The organism is Streptomyces sp. NPDC104831, from assembly GCF_055583025.1.
In genome coordinates this window covers 13,176-30,110 of the sequence record NZ_JBVJOT010000079.1, presented here as the reverse complement: position 1 = coordinate 30,110, position 16,935 = coordinate 13,176, and the positions used below count along the sequence as shown (strand labels likewise).

Sequence of the window (16,935 nt, the reverse complement as noted above, 5' to 3'; positions counted from 1 at the left end):
CTTTTTGTTTTTTTTCCTCTTGCTTTTCCGCGCTCTCCCGGAGAGGCCTTTCCCCCCCCCCCCCCCCCCCGCACAGGGACCCCCCCCCCCCCCCCCCCCCCCCCCCCCGCTCCATCGGTCCGGTGGATCAGCTGCCGGACTCCCCGTTCAGGGACAGGATCGACACATCCTCCAGCAGGTGCGCCAGCGCGCCGTCGCGCTTGACGTTCGAGGAGTTCTCGGTGCACTGCTGCGTCATGTCGTCCGACAGGATCGGCAGGTCGTTGATCGGCACGATGTTGGCAATGGGGACGCTGATGTCGTTCAGGCCGATGCACGGCTTGTTGAAGGAGCCCTGGATCAGGGCGATCTGCGGGCTCATGTTCCCGTACGTGGCCGAGTTGCCGTAGCTCTGCCAAGCGCCGTTGCCGTTGGCGGCGGTCGGGCCGCTGTCGTTGCCGATCGCCAGCGCCTGCGGTGCCACGGCGGCCGAGGCGCCCACGGCCGAGGCGGCGACGGCCGCGGTGGCAACAATCTTCTTGATCACTGGCCAGTCCTTTCTGAGAAAAACCCCGTCCACCGGAGCGCATTGGTCAACTCCCCGGCCACCGCATGGTTTCTGCCGTTCACCCCGACGGCCGATACGCCGGGCTGGTGGTGCGCTTTTCGGATTGGTGCCCGCCGTCACCCCGTGCGCGTCGGGGAGCCAACCGGGTGAATCGGCGGAACCATTCCCGACGCGCCGGGTTGATGAGGCCGTAGGGCATGCGTCGCTACGAGGAAAGGAACGCGAAGTGCTCAAGAAGGCAATGGTCGCCGCCGCGACCGCCGCTTCTGTCGTGGGAATGGCGGTGGCGGCCGCGCCGCAGGCGCTTGCCATCGGCAACGACGACGGCCCGACCGTCGCGAACGGCAACGGCGCCAATTCGTCATGGGGAAACTCGGCCACCAAGGGCGACATGAGCCCGCAGCTGTCCCTGGTCCAGGGCTCGCTGAACAAGCCGTGCCTCGCTCTCGAGGACATCCAGATCCCGATCCTGAACATCGTGCCGATCAACGACGTTCCGATCCTGTCGGACGATCTGGACCAGCAGTGCAGCGACAACTCGTCGAACATCAAGCGCGACGGTGCGCTCTCGCACATCCTGGAGGACCTGTCGGTCCTTTCGGCCAACGGCGAAGGCTGAGCCGAGCCAACCGGGGCCCGGGCTGTCCGCTGCGTCGTCTGCGGGCCGCCCGGGCCTTTTCCACTTACCTCAGGCGAGGGAAGAACGCACGGGCAAGCGGTGCGATCGGGTGATTATCACGCCATTCGTGTTCCACCGTTTCGCGTTGTGTCTATTCCTCGTTGCGTGCCGCGACCGTTCACGTCGGGCTCGCACGGTTCTGGCCGTCATCGGGGCGTTGCCCCGGAGAAGGGAAAAATCATGAAGAAGACCGCCGCCGCCGTCACGGGCGCAGTTCTGGCACTGGGCCTGGCCGGTCCCGCCTTCGCCGACGCCGGGGCCTCCGGCGCCGCCGTCGGCTCCCCGGGCGTCATCTCCGGCAACGTCATCCAGGTCCCGATCCACGTGCCGATCAACATCTGCGGCAACACCATCGACATCATCGCGCTGCTGAACCCGACGTTCGGCAACGTCTGCGTCAACGACTGACGTTCGGCGCGCGTTTCACCAGCTTCCCCGGCTGTGTACTGGCCGGCCCCGGACCGCCGAATGCGTCGTCCGCGGGCCGGCCTTCCCACTTCTTTGAGCAGGAAGACCACGAAAGTGCGACACACTCTCAGCAAAGGCATGGCCGTAGCCGCCGCCGCGACGGGCGTGCTGTCCTTGTACGGCGGCTCCGCGCTCGCCGACACCCACGCGCACGGCACGGCCCAGGGTTCGCCCGGTGTGCTGTCCGGCAACAACGTCCAGGTGCCGGTGAGCATCCCGGTCAACGTCTGCGGCAACACCATCGACGTGGTGGCCGCGTTGAACCCGGCGTTCGCCAACTCCTGCGCCAACGTGGCCCACGCCCCGAAACCGCAGGAGACCGGCCGTCACCATGACGGCTACGGCGACGACTCCGACGACGCGGACCACGGCACCGGCACCCCGCCGAGCCCCGGCGGCACCCACACCGCACCCCCGTACGGCGGCGAGAAGACGACGCCCCCTCCGTACGGCGGCGAGACGACATCGCCCCCGCACGGCGGCGGCCCGACGACCTCACCTCCGTACGGCGGCGAGGAGACCACTCCGCCTCCCTACGGTGGCGAGGAGACCACCGCGCCCCCGTACGGCGGTGAGGAGACGACCCCGCCTCCGTACGGCGGTGAGGAGACCACTCCGCCTCCGTACGGTGGCGAGGAGACGACCCCGCCTCCGTACGGCGGTGAGGAGACCACTCCGCCTCCGTACGGTGGCGAGGAGACCACTCCGCCTCCGTACGGTGGCGAGGAGACGACCCCGCCTCCTTACGGTGGCGAGGAGAGCACCCCGCCCCCTTACGGCGGCGAGGACTCACCCGCGAAGCCGCCCGTGCTCGCGCAGACCGGTGGGGAGTCCCGGACCATGTTCGCGGCCTCCGGTGCCGGCGCCCTGCTGATCGGGGCCGGGGCGATCCTCTACCGACGCGGCCGGACCGCCTGCCGTCGCTAGCGCACCGGGTGCCGGACCCAGCGCCCGGCACCCGCCGCCGGCAGGTCGTGCACCGGGCTGTGTGCCCGCTTTCGCTCGCGTTGGCCCGTGCGGGGGGTTCCGGGGCCGGACGCGGCGACCACACTGGCGTTCTTCCTACAAATATGACTGAGTGTCAGGAGTGCGTGACATGTGGTGACGTGAAGAGGGGAGTGGTGGACATGGCCTCACGACGGTTCCGGACGGCGGCCCGGCGCGTGACATCGGTCGTCGCGTCGTTCGTCGCGTTCGTCGCCCCGGCGCTCGCCGGGGCCGGCCCCGGCTTCGCCGCCGACGATCCCGGGGCTCCCGCCTCGGCACGCTCCCTTCCGGTCTTCGGGGCGTTCCTCGACTCCGGGCCCGCCGGGGTCGCGCGGATGGCGGAGCTGAGCCGCTGGCTCGACGGGGCCGAGGTGAAGGTCGCCCACACCTATCTGCCCGGCGGCCTCTGGGAGGACATCGAGGGCCCGCCAGGCTTCCTGGACGCCTGGGCCGGCTGGCGGCGCGAGCAGGCGGACCGGACGCTCGTCCTCAACGTGCCGATGCAGGAGCGCAACGAGGAGGACGTCCCCGACGAGGAGGTGCGCGGCCTGCTGCGGCAGGGCGCGGCCGGCGCGTTCGACGGGCACTTCAGGACCCTGGCCGAGCGGCTGGTCGCGCTGGGCGTGCCGGACACGGTGCTCGTCCTGGGCTGGGAGATGAACGGCATCACCTACACCCACCGCTGCGCACCGGACCCGGCGGCCTGGAAGACGTACTGGAACAGGATCGTCACCACCATGCGCGCGGTGCCGGGCCAGCGCTTCCGGTTCGACTTCGCGCCGAGCCGCGGCCGGGACGCCGTGCCCTGGACCGAGTGCTACCCCGGGGACGGCACGGTCGACATCATCGGCATGGACTCCTACGACCAGCCGGCCGGAGTGACCTTCGACGAGCAGGTGAGCGAGCCCTACGGCCTCCAGCGGCACGTCGACTTCGCCGCGGCCCACGGCAAGCCGGCGTCGTACCCGGAATGGGGACTGTTCCGCAACGGCGACAACGCCGAGTACATGCGGCGCATGCTCGCCTGGATCGACGAGCACCGGCCGGTGTACAACACGCTGACCGACTACTGCCCGCACGGCGTGTGGCAGTGCCCGGCCAACCCCCGCTCGGCGCGGGTCTACCGCACCACCCTGTCCGGCCGTCCCGGCGAGCCGCCCCTGCCGCCGCCCGCCTGCTCGCCGGGCCTCGGCGACTGGGCCGCCTACTGGTTCGGCCGCGAGCTGTGCCTCCGCTTCGAGCGGTGGCCGCTGCCGGACTAGACCGGCCGGTCCCGGCCGCGTTCCCGCCACCGGTGCCGCACCTCCCTGCCCCGCTGCCGGGCGACCGCCCCGCACAGCGCGGCCGTCAGCAGCGGGGCGGTGGGCCCACCGGCCATCAGCAGCCGCCGGCTGACGACGCGTTCGGGCCGCCAGTGCCGCTTGTACGGCTCGTCGCCGCGCAGCAGGCTCAGCGTGCCGTGCCCGCCGCCGACCGTCAGCTCGGAGCAGGCGTCCAGCAGCATCACCGCCACGTCCGCCCGGCGTTCCCGCAGACCCGGATGGGCGCCGTAGAGGTAGCCGCCGGCCATGCCGCCCGAGAGCAGGGTCAGATCGACGGCCACCACCTCCTCGCCGAGCCGGAACTCGGTGACCACCGCGTTCCCCGAGCGCACCATCGGGCCCACCGCGCGCAGCAGGTGCGCCTGGAACCGGGGCCGCAGGTGCTCGCCCGTCACGCCCCGGCCCTGCCACTGCAACCGGTGCAGCGCCAGCAGCCGGACGAGGGCCGTCTCGACCTCCGCCGGGCCCACCGTCCGCCGCCGCACGCCCAGCGCGGCCAGCCGGCGCAGCTGGGCCCGCGCCCGCTGGCCGGACTTGGCCGACGGCAGGCGGGCGATCAGCCCCTCCATGGGCAGCGCGGGCAGCTCCAGGCACGGCGAGTCGGGGAGCGCGCGGCACGGCCCGGGCCAGCGGTCGTAGACCCGCTCCACCGCACCGCCCGGGCGCACCTCGCGGAAGTCGACCAGGGCCGTGCGGGCCGCGTCCGCGAGCGCCGCGGTGAGCAGGCCGGCCGCCGGCCCGTCGTCGGCGTCGTCCAGCAGCACGTCCGCGTAGTCGGAGATCCCCGCGCCGAGCGGCAGCAGCGCGGGCAGCGGCCGGCGCACCAGCATCAGCGGCGCGGCGGCCACCAGATCGCGGCCGGCCCGCACCACCAGCAGCCGCAGCCGCCCGGGCCGGCCGTACGACAGCCACCACGAGTGCAGCCAGGCGTGGCTCTGGAACGGGGTCGCGGCGGCGCACCGGCCGAACAGCCGCCCCCAGGCGGGGGCCAGCCCGGCGAACGCGTGCGCGTCGGTGACGAGTTCGGCGGCGAGGCGGACGCTGCGGGAGCGCGCCGTGACGGTGGCGGTCACCGCCGGCCGCGCGCGTCGGCGGCGACGGCCGGTCCGGGCAGCGGGGCCGGGCCCGGCACCTCCGCCCCGGGCCGGCGTCCCGGCCGCACCAGCAGCGCGAGGCCGCCGAGCAGCCCGCCCCCGCTCGCCCCGACCAGCCCGGTCAACCCGGCCGACGGCGAGGACGGCTCGGTGGGCCGCACCGCGCGGGTGAACGGGACGAGCGACACCCGGGTGCCGGCGCGGACCGCGTCGGCGTGCCGGGCCAGGGCCCCGGCGACCGCGTTGGCCATGGCGGTGGCCTCGCCCGGGCGCGGAGAGGTGGCGGAGACGGCGACCATGGGCGCGTCCGGCGAGGTCGCCGTGCGCACCCCGGCGCGCAGCGCTGCCACCGTCACCCCGGCGCGCGCCCGGGCGTCGGCGAGCACCGCGGGCTGCGTGGCGACACGGCCGTAGGCCTGCGCGAAGCCCAGCGCGGCGGCGGTGTCGGACCGTTCGCCGGGCACGGCGAGCAGATAGCTGGTGGCCGTGTACTGGGCGGGCCGCAGCATCCCGTACCCGCCGCCCAGCAGCCCGCCCGCGAGGACCCCCGCCGCCACCAGCGACCAGGGCGGGAGCGGGCCGGGACGGGTGAGACGGGTGCCGCGGTGGCGCCGGGTGTGGTTCTCGGTCATGACAGGACGGCTTTCTGCGGGGGGCGGGACGTCGGGGCCGGGTGGGCGAGCGCCGCCGCGTAGACGTCCAGGAGCCGGGCGGCGCTGCGGGTGACGCAGTAGTGGCGGGCGGCCTCGGCGGCGGCCCGCGGACCGGGACCGGCGGCGCGGACCTCGGCGAGCGCGCGGGCGTACGCGCCGGCGTCGCACGGGACGCGCACCGCGTCCGGGGCGGCGCCGGGCGGCAGGTCCTCAAGGGCCGGGCAGGAGGTGTAGCGCACCGGCAGCCCGGCCGCGAGCGCCTCCACCACCGCCAGCCCGAACGCCTCCTCGGGCGAGGGCGCGGCGAGCACGTCCATCGCCGAGGCCAGCGCGGGCAGCAGGGGACCGGGCGAGCCGTCGGGCGGATACGGCCGCTCCCCGGTGAACAGCACCCGGCCGGCGACCCCCGCCCGGTGCGCGGCCCGCCGCAGCGCGCCCTCCTGCGGGCCGCCGCCGACCAGCAGCAGCCGGCAGTCGGCGGGCAGTCCGGCGAGGGCGTGGACCAGGACGTCGAACCGCTTGCCGGCGACGAGCCGGCCGACGCCGCCGATCACGAACGCGTCCTCGGCCAGCCCCAGGGCGGCCCGGGTACGGCGGCGGGCCGCCGGGTCGTAGGCGAACGCCGCGAGTTCGATGCCGTTGGGCACGACCGTGATGCGCGGCTCGGGCACGCCCCAGCGGGCCAGCCGGGCGGCGACGGCCGGGGACACCGCGACGGTGCTGCGGCCGAGCCGCTCGCCCAGCAGGTACAGCGCGCGGACCCCCGCGGTGAGCGGCCGGCCCTCCGTCTGGGTGTCCCCGAGGGAGTGCTCGGTGGCGACGACGGCGCGGACCCCGGCCAGCCGGGCGGCGATCCGGCCGTACAGGCAGGCCCGGTAGAGATGGGTGTGCACCAGGTCGTACCGGCCGCGCCGGATGACCCCGGTCAGCCGGGGCAGCGCGCTCACCTCGCGGTTGCCGGCCATCCCGAGGTGGATGACCCGCACCCCGTCGGCGACGAGCCCGGCGGCGACCGGCCCCGGCTCCGTCAGCGTCACCACCTCGCACTCCACCGGCAGATGCCGCAGCAGCAGCCGCAGCTGGGTCTCGGCACCGCCCACCCCGAGCCCGGTGATGACGTGCAGGACCCTCACCGCAGTCCCTCCACCGGCCGTCGGCGCCACCGGTGCAGCCGCCGTTTCAGGAACAGGCGCACGGCCGTGTCGCCCTGCCCGACGTGCACCCGCGGCAGCACGTGCCGGCCGCTCAGGGCGCCGGGGTCGATGGCGCAGGCGTAGTCGTAACCGGCCTCCCGCACGGCCGCCACGACACGCCGGTCGACCGTGCCGTACGGGTAGCAGAACCCCGTGACCGGGGCGCCGGTCACCTCCTCCAGCACGGCCCGGCTCTCGGCCGTCTCGGCCTTCAGACGGATGTCGTCGGCACGGGTGAGATCGATGTGGGCGAGCCCGTGGGAGCCGATCTCCACGCCCCGGCCGGCGGCCCGCCGGACCCCCTCGGCGGTCAGCAGCGGCTTGCGCGGGCCGAGCGGATCCCAGGCGTTGTCGCCGCCGAACCGGCCGGGCAGCACGAACAGGGTGGCCGTGCACCCCCAGCGGTCCAGCAGCGGCAGGGCGTTGCAGAGGAAGTCGGCGTACCCGTCGTCGAAGGTGAGACCCACCAGGTCCCGGCCGCCGCCCCGGTCCCGGGCGGCCAGCAGCTCGGCCACCGACACCCCGCGCAGGCCGCGCCGGCGCAGCCAGCGCAGCTGCCGCTCCAGCCGGCCGGGGGAGACCGTGACGCGGTACGGGTCGTCGGAGCAGTCGCCGACCGAGTGGTACATGGCGATCCACGGGGCCGGGCCGGCCACCGGGGAGTCAACGGGTGAGGGCATGGGCGAGCCTTCGGTGCAGGGAGCGGACGGGACGGAGGGCGGGGACCAGGGCGCGGGCGCCCGGCGCCCCGCCGAGCAGGACGAAGACGACGGCCACCGCGGCCGCGCCGGCGGCGAGCCCGGCCGGTGCCGCCGGCGGCAGGCCCGCCGCGAGAGCGCCCGCCACGGCGGCGGCACCGGCCGCCCGCAGCGGCCGGCCCAGCCCGCGCAGCACGGCACCGGCCCGCAGCGGCACACCACGGCGGCCGGTGCCGGCGAGCAGCAGTACGGCGGTGAGGGTGATCCCCGCGGCGTTGGCGGCGGCGATCCCGGCGGACCCCCGGGACGCGGCCGTCCACGCGCCGACTCCCCAGGTGGCGGCGATCCCCGCGGCCATCGCGGCCGGCGGGTACCAGGTGGCGCGGCCCGCCGAGAAGTACGAGCGCACCAGGACCCCGGTCAGGGTCTGGCCGAGCAGCCCGAGCGCGTAGACCCGCATCACACCGGCGGTCGCCGCGGTGTCGCCGGCCGTGAACGCGCCCCGCTGGAACAGCACCGCGATCAGCCGCGGGGCACAGGCCACGACGACCGCCGTGCCGAACAGCACCAGCCGGGCGGCCACCGCCACGTCCCGCTCCACCCGGCCCCGGGCCCGCTCGGTGTCGCCGTCGGCCAGCGCCCGCGCCACCACCGGGAAGGTGACCGTGGACAGCATCATGGACAGCGTCATCGGGATCTGCGCGACCTTCTGCGCGTAGTTCAGGTGCGAGATGGCCCCGGCGGGCAGCCCGGAGGCCCAGAACCGCTCGATGAGCACCTGGGACTGCCGGCACAGCGCGAACAGCAGCACGGCGGCCAGCAGCGGCACGTCCAGCGGGGGCGCCGGGGCGGCGGGCCGCGCCTCCGGCCGGCCGGCCCCCCGGCGGCGCAGCTGGGCGGCCAGCGACGGGACCTGCAGCGCGACCATCAGGACGCCGCCCGCCGCGACCCCGAACGCGGCGGACCGCACGCCCCAGTGGCCGCCGAGCGCGTACATCGCGGTGATGATGGCGACGTTGTGCACGATGTAGATCGCGGCCGGTGCCAGGAAGCGGCGGTGCGCCCGCAGGGCCGCGCTGCAGTACCCGGCGAGGCCGAAGCTCAGCACACAACTCGCGGTCAGCCGCGTGCAGTCCACGGCCAGGGCCGCATCGGGCAGGCCCGGCGCGAGCACCGCGACGCACCACGGCGCGGCCAGTGCGAGCAGCGCCCCGACCGCCGTGAACGCCAGCGCCAGCCGGGGCAGGGTGCCGGCCACCAGCGAGCGCACCGGATCCCCGGCGGCACCGCGCGCGCGTCGGGCCAGGGCCGCGCTGAACGCCGGGATCAGCGCGAACGCCAGGCCGTCCTCGATGAGCAGCGTCGCCGCGAACTCCGGCACCGTCCAGGCGACCAGGAAGGCGTCCGTGTCCCGCCCGGCCCCGAACAACCGCGCCAGCGACTGGTCCCGCACCAGCCCGAGCAACGCGGCCGCGACGGACAGGGACGCGGTGAGGAGCGCGGCCCGAGCCAGGAGGCGGGGGGTGGCGGGGGGTTCCGCCGGGTGCGCGGGGGGCCGGGGGGCCGCGCCGGCTTCCGGGCCCGGTGTCCCGTCGGCGGGGATGGGGGGATCCGGGGGCGGGGGCGGCTGTGGTGCCGCGCCGGTTCCCGGGCCCGGTGTCCCGTCGGCCGTACGGCTCGTCATCGCGCGGCCGCCTCTCGCGGCGCCGCCGCGGGGGCGGGGAGGCGGTCCCCTCCGCCGGGGCGGTCGGCGGCCGGCAGGGCCCACCACGCGGTCAGGCCCAGGGCCACCGCCGAGAGGACGGTCGACGGGCCGCCGATGTCCGCGTACCCGAAGTCCACGAGCTGCCAGACCAGCAGCCCGCAGGCGATCAGCGCGCAGTCCAGGCCCCGGCCGCCGGCCGCCCGCGCCCGGGACAGGCCGCGCAGGGCGCACACCAGCAGGGCGAGCCAGCCGCCCGCGAGGCACAGCAGGCCGATCAGCCCCTGCTCGCCGAGGACGAGCAGGTACATGTTGTGCGGGGAGAGCAGCGGCTGCCGGCGGAAGGCGGCGCCCGCGCCCTCGGTGTCGCTGCCCGAGGACAGCGCGAGCGAGGCGTGCCCGTCGCGGTACTCCGGGAACGCCTTCAGGCCCACGCCGGTCAGCGGCCGGTCCCGCCACATGCCGGCCGCCGCCGCCCACATCGTGTACCGGTCGGTGACCGACTGGTCCGGCGCGTCGGCGACCCGGGTGATGCTGTCGATCCGCTCCCGGAGCATCGCCGTGCCCACGCCCAGCCCGCCCACCAGCACCACGCCCGCCGCCAGCACGGCCGCCGCGACCCGCGCCGCCCGGCGCACCCCGGCCAGCAGGAGCTGGACGGCGAGGGTGACGGCGGTGGCGATCCAGGCGCCCCGGCTGAACGACAGGGCGAGCGGCACCGGCAGGACCAGCGTGCAGGCGACGGCGACAGCGCGCTCCCGGGGCGCGGTACGGCCCAGCGCCAGGCCCACCGCGCACACCAGCCCGAAGGACACCACCGTGGCCATGCCCATCACGTCCGCCACCCCGAAGGTGCCGACCGCCCGGACGTCCTGACCCTGGTAGGAGGCCCCGGTCCGGGTGACGTACTGGTGCACGCCCACCGCCCCCTGCCAGCCCGCGAGCGCCACGAACGACCAGGCCAGCAGCCGGAAGTCGGCCCGGTCGCGGAGCAGCAGCACCACGGCGGCCGGGACCAGGACGAAGACCTGGAGGTAGCGGCCCAGGCCGGTGACGGCGGCGCCGGCCGAGGCGGCGTGCAGCGCGGCCGGCACCAGCGCGGCCACCGGCAGGCCGAGGATCACCGCGGCGGCCGGGGTGAGCGGGCGGCGGCGCGCGCGCAGCAGCCGTACCGCGCAGCAGCCGACCACCAGCGCGGACAGCGCGTCGGCCGGGCCCGCGTTGGTGTCGCCGCCGGGCGCGACCGGCAGCGCGAGCAGCGCCACCACGGCCACCGGCGGCAGCACGGGCAGCATCGCGGTGAGCCGCGCGGGGCGCCGCGGCGACGGGGCGAGGGCCATCGGTCAGCTCCCCGTGGACCGCACGACCGCGGCGGCGGTGCGCAGCAGGATGCAGATGTCCTGCCACAGCGACCAGTTGTCGATGTAGGCGTTGTCGAAGCGGGCCCGGTCCTCGATGGAGGTGTCCCCGCGCAACCCGTTGACCTGGGCCAGCCCGGTGATGCCGACGCGCATGCGGTGACGGGCCGCGTAGCCGGGGTGCAGACGGCTGAAGCGGTCGACGAAGTACGGGCGTTCGGGGCGCGGGCCGACCAGGCTCATGTCGCCCCGGAAGACGTTCCACAGCTGGAGCAGCTCGTCCATCGAGGTCTGCCGCAGCAACCGGCAGAAGGGGTTCATCCGCGCCTCGCCCGCCACGCTCCACCGGGTGGCCGCCTCGCGCTCGTCGGCCGGGCGGTGGGTGCGGAACTTCAGCATGGTGAAGGGGCGGCCGTCCTTCCCGACGCGTTCCTGCCGGAACACCACGCCGGGCCCGCCGGTGAGCCGCAGCACCGTCGCGCACACCACCAGCAGCGGGCCGGCCAGTACCAGCAGCGTCCCGGACACCACCACGTCCAGCAGCCGCTTGACGGCACTGCCGCGCCGGCGCGCGCCCCAGTCCAGGCGGCGCACCGCGAATCCGGCGAGCTGCTCGCGCGCCGCGTACGCCGGGGTGTCCGCGTCCACCTCCCACAGCGCGCAGCCCGACTCGGCGAGCGTCCGCAGCAGCGGCGCCCGCTCGGTGCGCACGGCCGGGTGGACGGTGAGGACGATGCGCACCCCGCTGCGGACGAGCACCCGCTCGACCTCCTCGGCGGTGGTGAGGACCGGCAGTCCGGCGGTGCCCTCGGGACGCTCGGCGGCCACGCCCACCGGCCGCACCCCGCAGCGGGGGTGGCGCAGCAGCGCGGCGGCCACCCGCTGCGCGGTCGCGGCGGGCCCGATCACGAGGGCGGCGCGCGGGTGCCGCAGCAGCGCGACCCGGCGCCGCCAGTACACCGCGCCCCGGCCGGCCCCGGCCGCCACGGCGTGCAGGGCGCAGCCCAGCAGCAGGGTCCGGGCGGTCAGGGCGCGCGCGGGGTCGTACGCGGCGAGCAGCGCGGCCAGGCCCAGCCAGGTCACCGCGACGCGCCCGCACACGGCGGGCAGTTCGTCGAGGACGGCGGGCTCCGGCCGGGTGGCGGGCGGACGCAGCAGCAGCGCGCCGGCGACCAGCGCCGCGACCGGCACCGGCCGGCGGACGGCCTCCGCCAGGACGCCCGCGCCCGCCAGCGCGGCCAGCAGGTCGGCGGCGAGCAGCGGCAGCGGCGAGGCCGCCCGCGCGGGCGGCCGGCGCGAGGGGAACCGGAAGCCGCCGGCAGGGCGCGCCGGCCGGACCGGGCCGGGCCGGACCCCGGGCGCCCACGGCTGCGCGCCGGACGAGGGGACGGTGGTTTCCGTGGTCACGAGCGACTGGACTCCCTGCACTGGGCGGGCACGGGCGGCCGGGGGACGCCGTCCTCGGCGGGCGTGGGCCGTCGGGGGTTGCCGTCTTCGGCAAGCGTGGGCTGTCGGGGGTTGCCGTCTTCGGTGGGGGCGGGCCGTCGGGGGTTGCCGTCCTCGGCGGGGGCGGGCCGTCGGGGGGTGCCGTCCTCGGCAAGCGTGGGCTGTCGGGGGGTGCTGTCTTCGGCGGGGGCGGGCCGATCCGTCGCGCCGCGCCCGGCGGTTGTGGGCCGGCGCTCCGGGGCGGGCGCGAGGACTTCGGCGTAGACGGCCGTGATCCCCGCGGTGGTGTGCCGTACGTCGTGCCGGGAGGCGACGTGCCGGCGTCCCCCGTCGCCGAGGACCGCGCGCAGCGGTGGGTCGGACAGCAGGGCCGTGATCGCCCGGGCGAGGGCCACGGGATCCTCCGGCGGTACCAGACAGCGCGCGGCGAGCGCGGGCGGCAGGCTCTCGCGCGCGCCGTCGACATCGGTGAGGACGACGGGCCGTCCGCAGCCCAGCGCCTCCAGCGGGGCGAGCGCCATGCCCTCCCAGCGCGAGGGCAGCACCACCAGAGCGGCGGCCCGGTACCAGGGCACGACGTCGGCGACCGCACCGGCGAACTCCACCGAGGGATGCGCCCGCGGCCGCAGCGCCTCGCGGTCCGGCCCGTCGCCGACCAGCGCGAGCCGGGCCCGGGGCAGCGTGCCGAGCACGATGTCCCAGGCGCGCAGCAGCACGTCCTGGCCCTTCTGCCGGCAGAGCCGCCCCACGCACACGACGAGGGGCCGGTCCGGCCCGTCACCGCCGCGCCGCGCCGGGGGCGCCGCCGGACCCGGCGAGAAGCGCTCCGTGTCGACGCCGTTCGGTACGACCGCGTACGCGGCGCGCACCCCGGCGCGGACCCCGGTCGCACGCTCCGCCTCGCTGACGCACACCACCCGGTCCGCCCAGCGCGCCGCCCACCGCTCCCAGCGCAGGGCGAGCGCCCCGGTGAGCCCGCCGGCCGCCTCGAAGGACCAGGCGTGCGGCTGGTACACCGTCGGCACCCGTCCGCGCAGCGCGAGCCGCGCCGCCAGACCGGCCTTGGCGCTGTGCGCGTGCACCAGGTCGGGCCGCACCTCCTCGACCAGGCGCGCCAACCGCCGTACCTCGCGCGGCAGACCGGGCCCCGGGGACCGGCCCGCGGGCCAGTCGCGGACCTCGGCGCCCAGTTCCCCGAGGCCCGCGGCGAGCGCGCCCCCGGGACAGCCGGCGGTGACCGGCAGACCCGCCGCGAGCTGGGCCCGTACCAGGTCGAGCACGACCCGGGCCACACCTCCGTCGACGGGTTGCGCGAGGTGCAGGACCCGGGGCCGGACGGAGGGGGCTGACTGGTGCATGCGCGGGGTACCTCGCTCACGGGCGCTCGGGACTGCGGTCGTGAACGCGCCTTCGGTTCGGGGCGTCCACGGCGGCGGAGGCGCGCGGGCCCACGCCGCGTCCGCGTGGCCAACGAGCCGGAAGCACGGCGGGTCACCGCCACTCGGGGTGATTCATGGAGGAACGAAACGATTTGTCCGCTGTGCCGGGCGGAATGGCGTAGCCCTCCTCCGCAGGTGCCGGTAGGCCATCCGGTGCGCCGAGCGCGGGCGGGCTACGCCGTGTGGGGGAGCGGCCGGCCCCCCGGCGTGCGCCCAACGCGGTGCGCCCCCTCCCGCGACATCACCCCTTCGGCGGCACAACCCCCGTCAGCGCCACGCGTTGACACAACGCCGGGTATCCGCCCGGATGTTGTGTCGATCCCAAGGAGCACCTCTCCATGTCGCGTATTGCGAAGGGTCTGGTCCTGACCACCGCCGCTGCCGCGGCGGCCGTCGCCGGCGGTGCCGGTGTGGCTTCCGCCGATGCCAACGCGGGCGCCGCCGCCGTCGGCTCGCCGGGCGTGATCTCGGGCAACGTCATCCAGATCCCCCTGCACGTGCCGATCAACCTGTGCGGCAACACCATTGACATCATCGGTCTGCTGAACCCGGCCTTCGGCAACACCTGCGTCAACGACTGACGCCGGGAGCGCACCCCCCTTCGGCCGGCCGTCCGTCCCGCGTTCGTGGCGCGGGACGGACGGCCGGTTCGCGCTCCCTCGTACGGATCACGCACCGTGGGCGAGCGGTTGCGCGGTGCCATCGGTGAACGGACGGTGGGCTCAGGTCCCACCGTTCACCGAAAGGAATCCCCATGCGTGATCTGCCCGCCCGGCGTCTCGCGTCCACCGTCCTGTGCGCGTCCGTCCTCGTCGGCATCACCGGCCCGGTGGCGCTCGCCGCCGACGCCGCCGGGGAGCACGGGCGTACCGCGCCCCGGGCTTCCGTTCCGGCGGCGAAGGAGGAGCTGCTGGCCCGGACCAGGGCCCTGGGCCGTACGCACCCGGAGCTGAGTCCGGTCGTGGAACTGCTCGGCCGGTCGCTGGAGAAGGGCGCACTGCCCGCCGACGAGGCCAGGAGGCTCGGCGAGGCGGCGAAGGAGGCGATCGCCGGGACCGCGGGGGTTCCCGGGCCGGTCGCCCCGGCGGAACCGGCCGAGGCCGCCCGGCCGGCCGTCCCCGCGTCCCCGGCCGCCCCCGCGACCGCGCGCCACGCGCCCGCCGGTGCGCCCATGGCCCGTGACGTCCTCGACGACACGATCGACTCGCTGCTGACCGCGATCGACAACCTGGTGAAGGCGATCACCGGCGAGGCGACCGCCGCCCAGACGGCCACCGAGCAGGGCACCGCCGATCAGACGGCCACCGACCAGTCGACCACCGCTCAAACGGCCGCCGATCAGACGGCCGCCGACGCATCCGACCAGGCGCTGCCGTCCCTCGACGGCCTGCTGTCCGGCCTGCTCGACCTGCTGACGGGCCTCTTCGGCACCGGCGGCTCCCAGCTCGCCGTGTCCGAGCTGCCCACGACGGCCACGCCGGCCTCCGTACCCGGCCTGGCCCCGACCGGCTGACACGGTGAACCCCGGCCACTGCCCGGGGGATCTCATATGTCTTGTCAAGGCGGGGTTTCCGGCCCGTCCGGACATCGTTGAACAGGGCGTCCGCATTCCCTGGGTGACGTGAGTTGCCGAGAAAGGAACACGATGAAGCCCCTCAAGGCCGCCGCCGTTGCCGCCGGTTCCCTGGCTCTCGCCGGCGTCACCGCACCCGCGTTCGCCTACGACGCCCAGCACCTGCCGCCCATGAGCCTCAACGGCGGGGTCGAGCACCTCCTCGCCCACCCGCCCACGGCGAAGGACCTGATGCCGCTCCAGCACCAGTCGGACGCGCTCGACACCGAGAACGAGGACTCCGTGCTGCACGGCGTGAAGGGCGCCACCGCGTCGCTCAACCAGCAGCTGCTCGGCGGTCTGCCCCTGCGGCACTGACGCGCCCTGCTCCCGCCCCGCGCCCGTCCCCGGCGCGTCCGGGACCACGTCGCCCGATCGTGTGGCCGGGTCCCGGGCGCTGCTCCGGACGGGTGAGAAGCCGCCGGACCGCGCCCCGGGCCGTCGGTATGGTCGCGCGATGACCTCAGCATCAAGCGAAACCCGCCCCTTCCGCGCCGCCGACCTCGGCACGCTCGCGCTGCTCGCCTGGATGGCCCGGAACGAGGAGGGCACCGGCCGAACGCCCTGCCTGCTCGCCTGCTCCCTGGGCGACGGCCCGGACGGACCGGAGGCCGCGTCCGCCGCCGTCGCCCGGCTCCTGGACGACATGGACCTGCCCGTGGGCGGCGAGCCCGTGATCGGCATGGCCCGGCCGAGCCTGAAGGTCGGCATGCTGGTCGTCGCCGGGCAGATCGTCCTGCAGATGCCGCAGATCAGCCGCCAGTGCACCCCGCCGGCCGACTGGCTGAAGGCGGTCGGGGAGCTCGGCTACGCCTACTTCATGTTCACCACCCGCATCTGCCCGTCGGCCGGCCCCCGCCGCTCGGCCGAGGGAGCGGAACTGGCCGCGTTCGCCGGTTCCCCCGAGACCACGAACGCCGCCGCCCACGTCTACCTGCCCGCCCGCGGCCTGCGCGTCTGACACCCCGCCGGCACCCGGGCAGGTCACCCGCACCGGACTCCCCCCACCCGCCTGCCGCGGTGGGACTTCCGGACGAGCCGACTATTACGGCACCCGGGGGAATTCCGGGATGCGGGCCTCTTCCGCTCGTTACGCGGTACGGACGTCGAACCCCCCCCGCATTCCGAAAGGGCCCGTACCCGACATGAAACCGATCACCCTCGCCCGAGGCACCCTCGCCGCCCTCGTCACGGGCCTCGCGGCCACCGTGGGGGCCGCCGGCCCCGCCGCCGCGGCCGGTACGGTCCCCGTCCCCGTGCCCCTGGGCGGTGTCTCACAGGCGCTCGGCACGGAGGTGCCCAAGCTGCGCGCCGAGGTGCCGCTGGTGCAGCCCGGCGCCCCCGACGGGCCCCGGTACGTCACCGGCCGGCTCCTCCCCGAGCGCACCGTGCCCCCGCTCCCGGTGCGCGGCGGGCTGCCCGGCCTGGAGGGCAGGGCCCCGCTGCCGCGCCTCCTGGGCGACGGCTTCGACCACCTCGACGTACGGGCACCCGCCGGCGACGTGCGGGCTCTCACCCCCGGCCTGGCCGCGGACGCCCCGCTGACCGCGCCCGACCCCCACCGCTTCGGCCTCCCGGCCGCCAAGCTCCCCGAGGCCGGCCTCCTCGCCCCGGTCCTCCAGACCGTCGCCGGCGGCAACCTCGCCACGGGCCCGGGCCGGTGACCGAGCCCCCGCGGCCCGCCCCGCCCGCGGCGTCCGTATGACCCGTATGGCTCGTATGGCGCTACGGCGGTGA

At 76.0% G+C, this 16,935-nt stretch carries 18 protein-coding genes; 9 read left to right on the top strand and 9 right to left on the bottom strand.

Annotated elements, in window-relative coordinates; genetic code table 11:
- Window positions 1–127: 127 nt before the first annotated feature.
- The gene (locus tag ACZ63H_RS34830) at window positions 128–526 is read right to left on the bottom strand and encodes a rodlin (protein ID WP_469872050.1); all 399 of its coding nucleotides are present in this window, start codon (window positions 524–526) and stop codon (window positions 128–130) included.
- A gap of 247 nt (window positions 527–773) precedes the next feature.
- Between ACZ63H_RS34830 and ACZ63H_RS34825 the strand changes: the two genes are divergently transcribed.
- From ACZ63H_RS34825 to ACZ63H_RS34810, 4 genes are all read left to right on the top strand, one after another.
- The gene (locus tag ACZ63H_RS34825; protein WP_469872048.1) at window positions 774–1,166 is read left to right on the top strand and encodes a rodlin; all 393 of its coding nucleotides are present in this window, start codon (window positions 774–776) and stop codon (window positions 1,164–1,166) included.
- A 240-nt stretch (window positions 1,167–1,406) separates the two neighbouring features.
- Entirely contained in the window at window positions 1,407–1,634 is a 228-nt protein-coding gene (locus ACZ63H_RS34820) for a chaplin (RefSeq protein ID WP_469872046.1), read from the top strand.
- 114 nt (window positions 1,635–1,748) lie between these two features.
- The gene (locus ACZ63H_RS34815; protein ID WP_469872044.1) at window positions 1,749–2,621 is read left to right on the top strand and encodes a chaplin; all 873 of its coding nucleotides are present in this window, start codon (window positions 1,749–1,751) and stop codon (window positions 2,619–2,621) included.
- Window positions 2,622–2,821: 200 nt separating this feature from the next.
- Window positions 2,822–3,943 carry a glycoside hydrolase family 26 protein gene (locus ACZ63H_RS34810; protein WP_469872042.1) on the top strand — a complete coding sequence of 374 codons (1,122 nt, stop codon included), beginning with the start codon at window positions 2,822–2,824 and terminating at the stop codon, window positions 3,941–3,943.
- Here ACZ63H_RS34810 and ACZ63H_RS34805 read toward each other — a convergent pair.
- Genes ACZ63H_RS34805 through ACZ63H_RS34770 form a run of 8 tightly spaced genes read right to left on the bottom strand, consistent with a single transcriptional unit; the run spans window position 3,940 to window position 13,505 of the window.
- The gene (locus ACZ63H_RS34805; RefSeq protein WP_469872041.1) at window positions 3,940–5,076 is read right to left on the bottom strand and encodes a GNAT family N-acetyltransferase; all 1,137 of its coding nucleotides are present in this window, start codon (window positions 5,074–5,076) and stop codon (window positions 3,940–3,942) included. The genes ACZ63H_RS34810 and ACZ63H_RS34805 overlap by 4 nt on opposite strands.
- The gene (locus ACZ63H_RS34800) at window positions 5,073–5,729 is read right to left on the bottom strand and encodes a YveK family protein (RefSeq protein ID WP_469872039.1); all 657 of its coding nucleotides are present in this window, start codon (window positions 5,727–5,729) and stop codon (window positions 5,073–5,075) included. The genes ACZ63H_RS34805 and ACZ63H_RS34800 overlap by 4 nt, the downstream gene beginning before the upstream one ends.
- Window positions 5,726–6,883: a glycosyltransferase gene (locus ACZ63H_RS34795; protein WP_469872037.1), complete on the bottom strand. Its 1,158-nt coding sequence runs from the start codon at window positions 6,881–6,883 to the stop codon at window positions 5,726–5,728. Before ACZ63H_RS34795 ends, ACZ63H_RS34800 begins: the two co-directional genes overlap by 4 nt.
- Complete coding sequence (locus ACZ63H_RS34790) at window positions 6,880–7,623, bottom strand: polysaccharide deacetylase family protein (protein WP_469872036.1); 744 nt, start codon at window positions 7,621–7,623, stop codon at window positions 6,880–6,882. The genes ACZ63H_RS34795 and ACZ63H_RS34790 overlap by 4 nt, the downstream gene beginning before the upstream one ends.
- The gene (locus ACZ63H_RS34785; RefSeq protein ID WP_469872035.1) at window positions 7,607–9,325 is read right to left on the bottom strand and encodes a lipid II flippase MurJ; all 1,719 of its coding nucleotides are present in this window, start codon (window positions 9,323–9,325) and stop codon (window positions 7,607–7,609) included. Before ACZ63H_RS34785 ends, ACZ63H_RS34790 begins: the two co-directional genes overlap by 17 nt.
- Complete coding sequence (locus ACZ63H_RS34780; RefSeq protein WP_469872034.1) at window positions 9,322–10,683, bottom strand: O-antigen ligase family protein; 1,362 nt, start codon at window positions 10,681–10,683, stop codon at window positions 9,322–9,324. Before ACZ63H_RS34780 ends, ACZ63H_RS34785 begins: the two co-directional genes overlap by 4 nt.
- Before the next feature lie 3 nt (window positions 10,684–10,686).
- Window positions 10,687–12,108: an exopolysaccharide biosynthesis polyprenyl glycosylphosphotransferase gene (locus ACZ63H_RS34775; protein ID WP_469872032.1), complete on the bottom strand. Its 1,422-nt coding sequence runs from the start codon at window positions 12,106–12,108 to the stop codon at window positions 10,687–10,689.
- Complete coding sequence (locus ACZ63H_RS34770; protein WP_469872031.1) at window positions 12,105–13,505, bottom strand: glycosyltransferase; 1,401 nt, start codon at window positions 13,503–13,505, stop codon at window positions 12,105–12,107. Before ACZ63H_RS34770 ends, ACZ63H_RS34775 begins: the two co-directional genes overlap by 4 nt.
- Before the next feature lie 419 nt (window positions 13,506–13,924).
- On the opposite strand from ACZ63H_RS34770, the gene ACZ63H_RS34765 reads away from it, so the two are divergent.
- The 5 genes from ACZ63H_RS34765 to ACZ63H_RS34745 all read left to right on the top strand — a co-directional run bounded on the left by ACZ63H_RS34765 (window position 13,925) and on the right by ACZ63H_RS34745 (window position 16,862).
- The gene (locus ACZ63H_RS34765) at window positions 13,925–14,167 is read left to right on the top strand and encodes a chaplin (protein ID WP_469872029.1); all 243 of its coding nucleotides are present in this window, start codon (window positions 13,925–13,927) and stop codon (window positions 14,165–14,167) included.
- Between the two features lie 173 nt (window positions 14,168–14,340).
- Window positions 14,341–15,099, top strand: coding sequence for a hypothetical protein (locus ACZ63H_RS34760; RefSeq protein WP_469872027.1), 759 nt, complete (start codon window positions 14,341–14,343; stop codon window positions 15,097–15,099).
- 132 nt (window positions 15,100–15,231) lie between these two features.
- Complete coding sequence (locus ACZ63H_RS34755) at window positions 15,232–15,516, top strand: hypothetical protein (protein WP_469872025.1); 285 nt, start codon at window positions 15,232–15,234, stop codon at window positions 15,514–15,516.
- Between the two features lie 139 nt (window positions 15,517–15,655).
- A complete protein-coding gene (locus tag ACZ63H_RS34750; RefSeq protein ID WP_469872023.1) occupies window positions 15,656–16,159 on the top strand; it encodes a DUF5949 family protein in 504 nt (167 codons plus the stop codon).
- Window positions 16,160–16,343: 184 nt separating this feature from the next.
- Window positions 16,344–16,862, top strand: coding sequence for a hypothetical protein (locus ACZ63H_RS34745; RefSeq protein ID WP_469872021.1), 519 nt, complete (start codon window positions 16,344–16,346; stop codon window positions 16,860–16,862).
- Window positions 16,863–16,935: the final 73 nt, after the last annotated feature.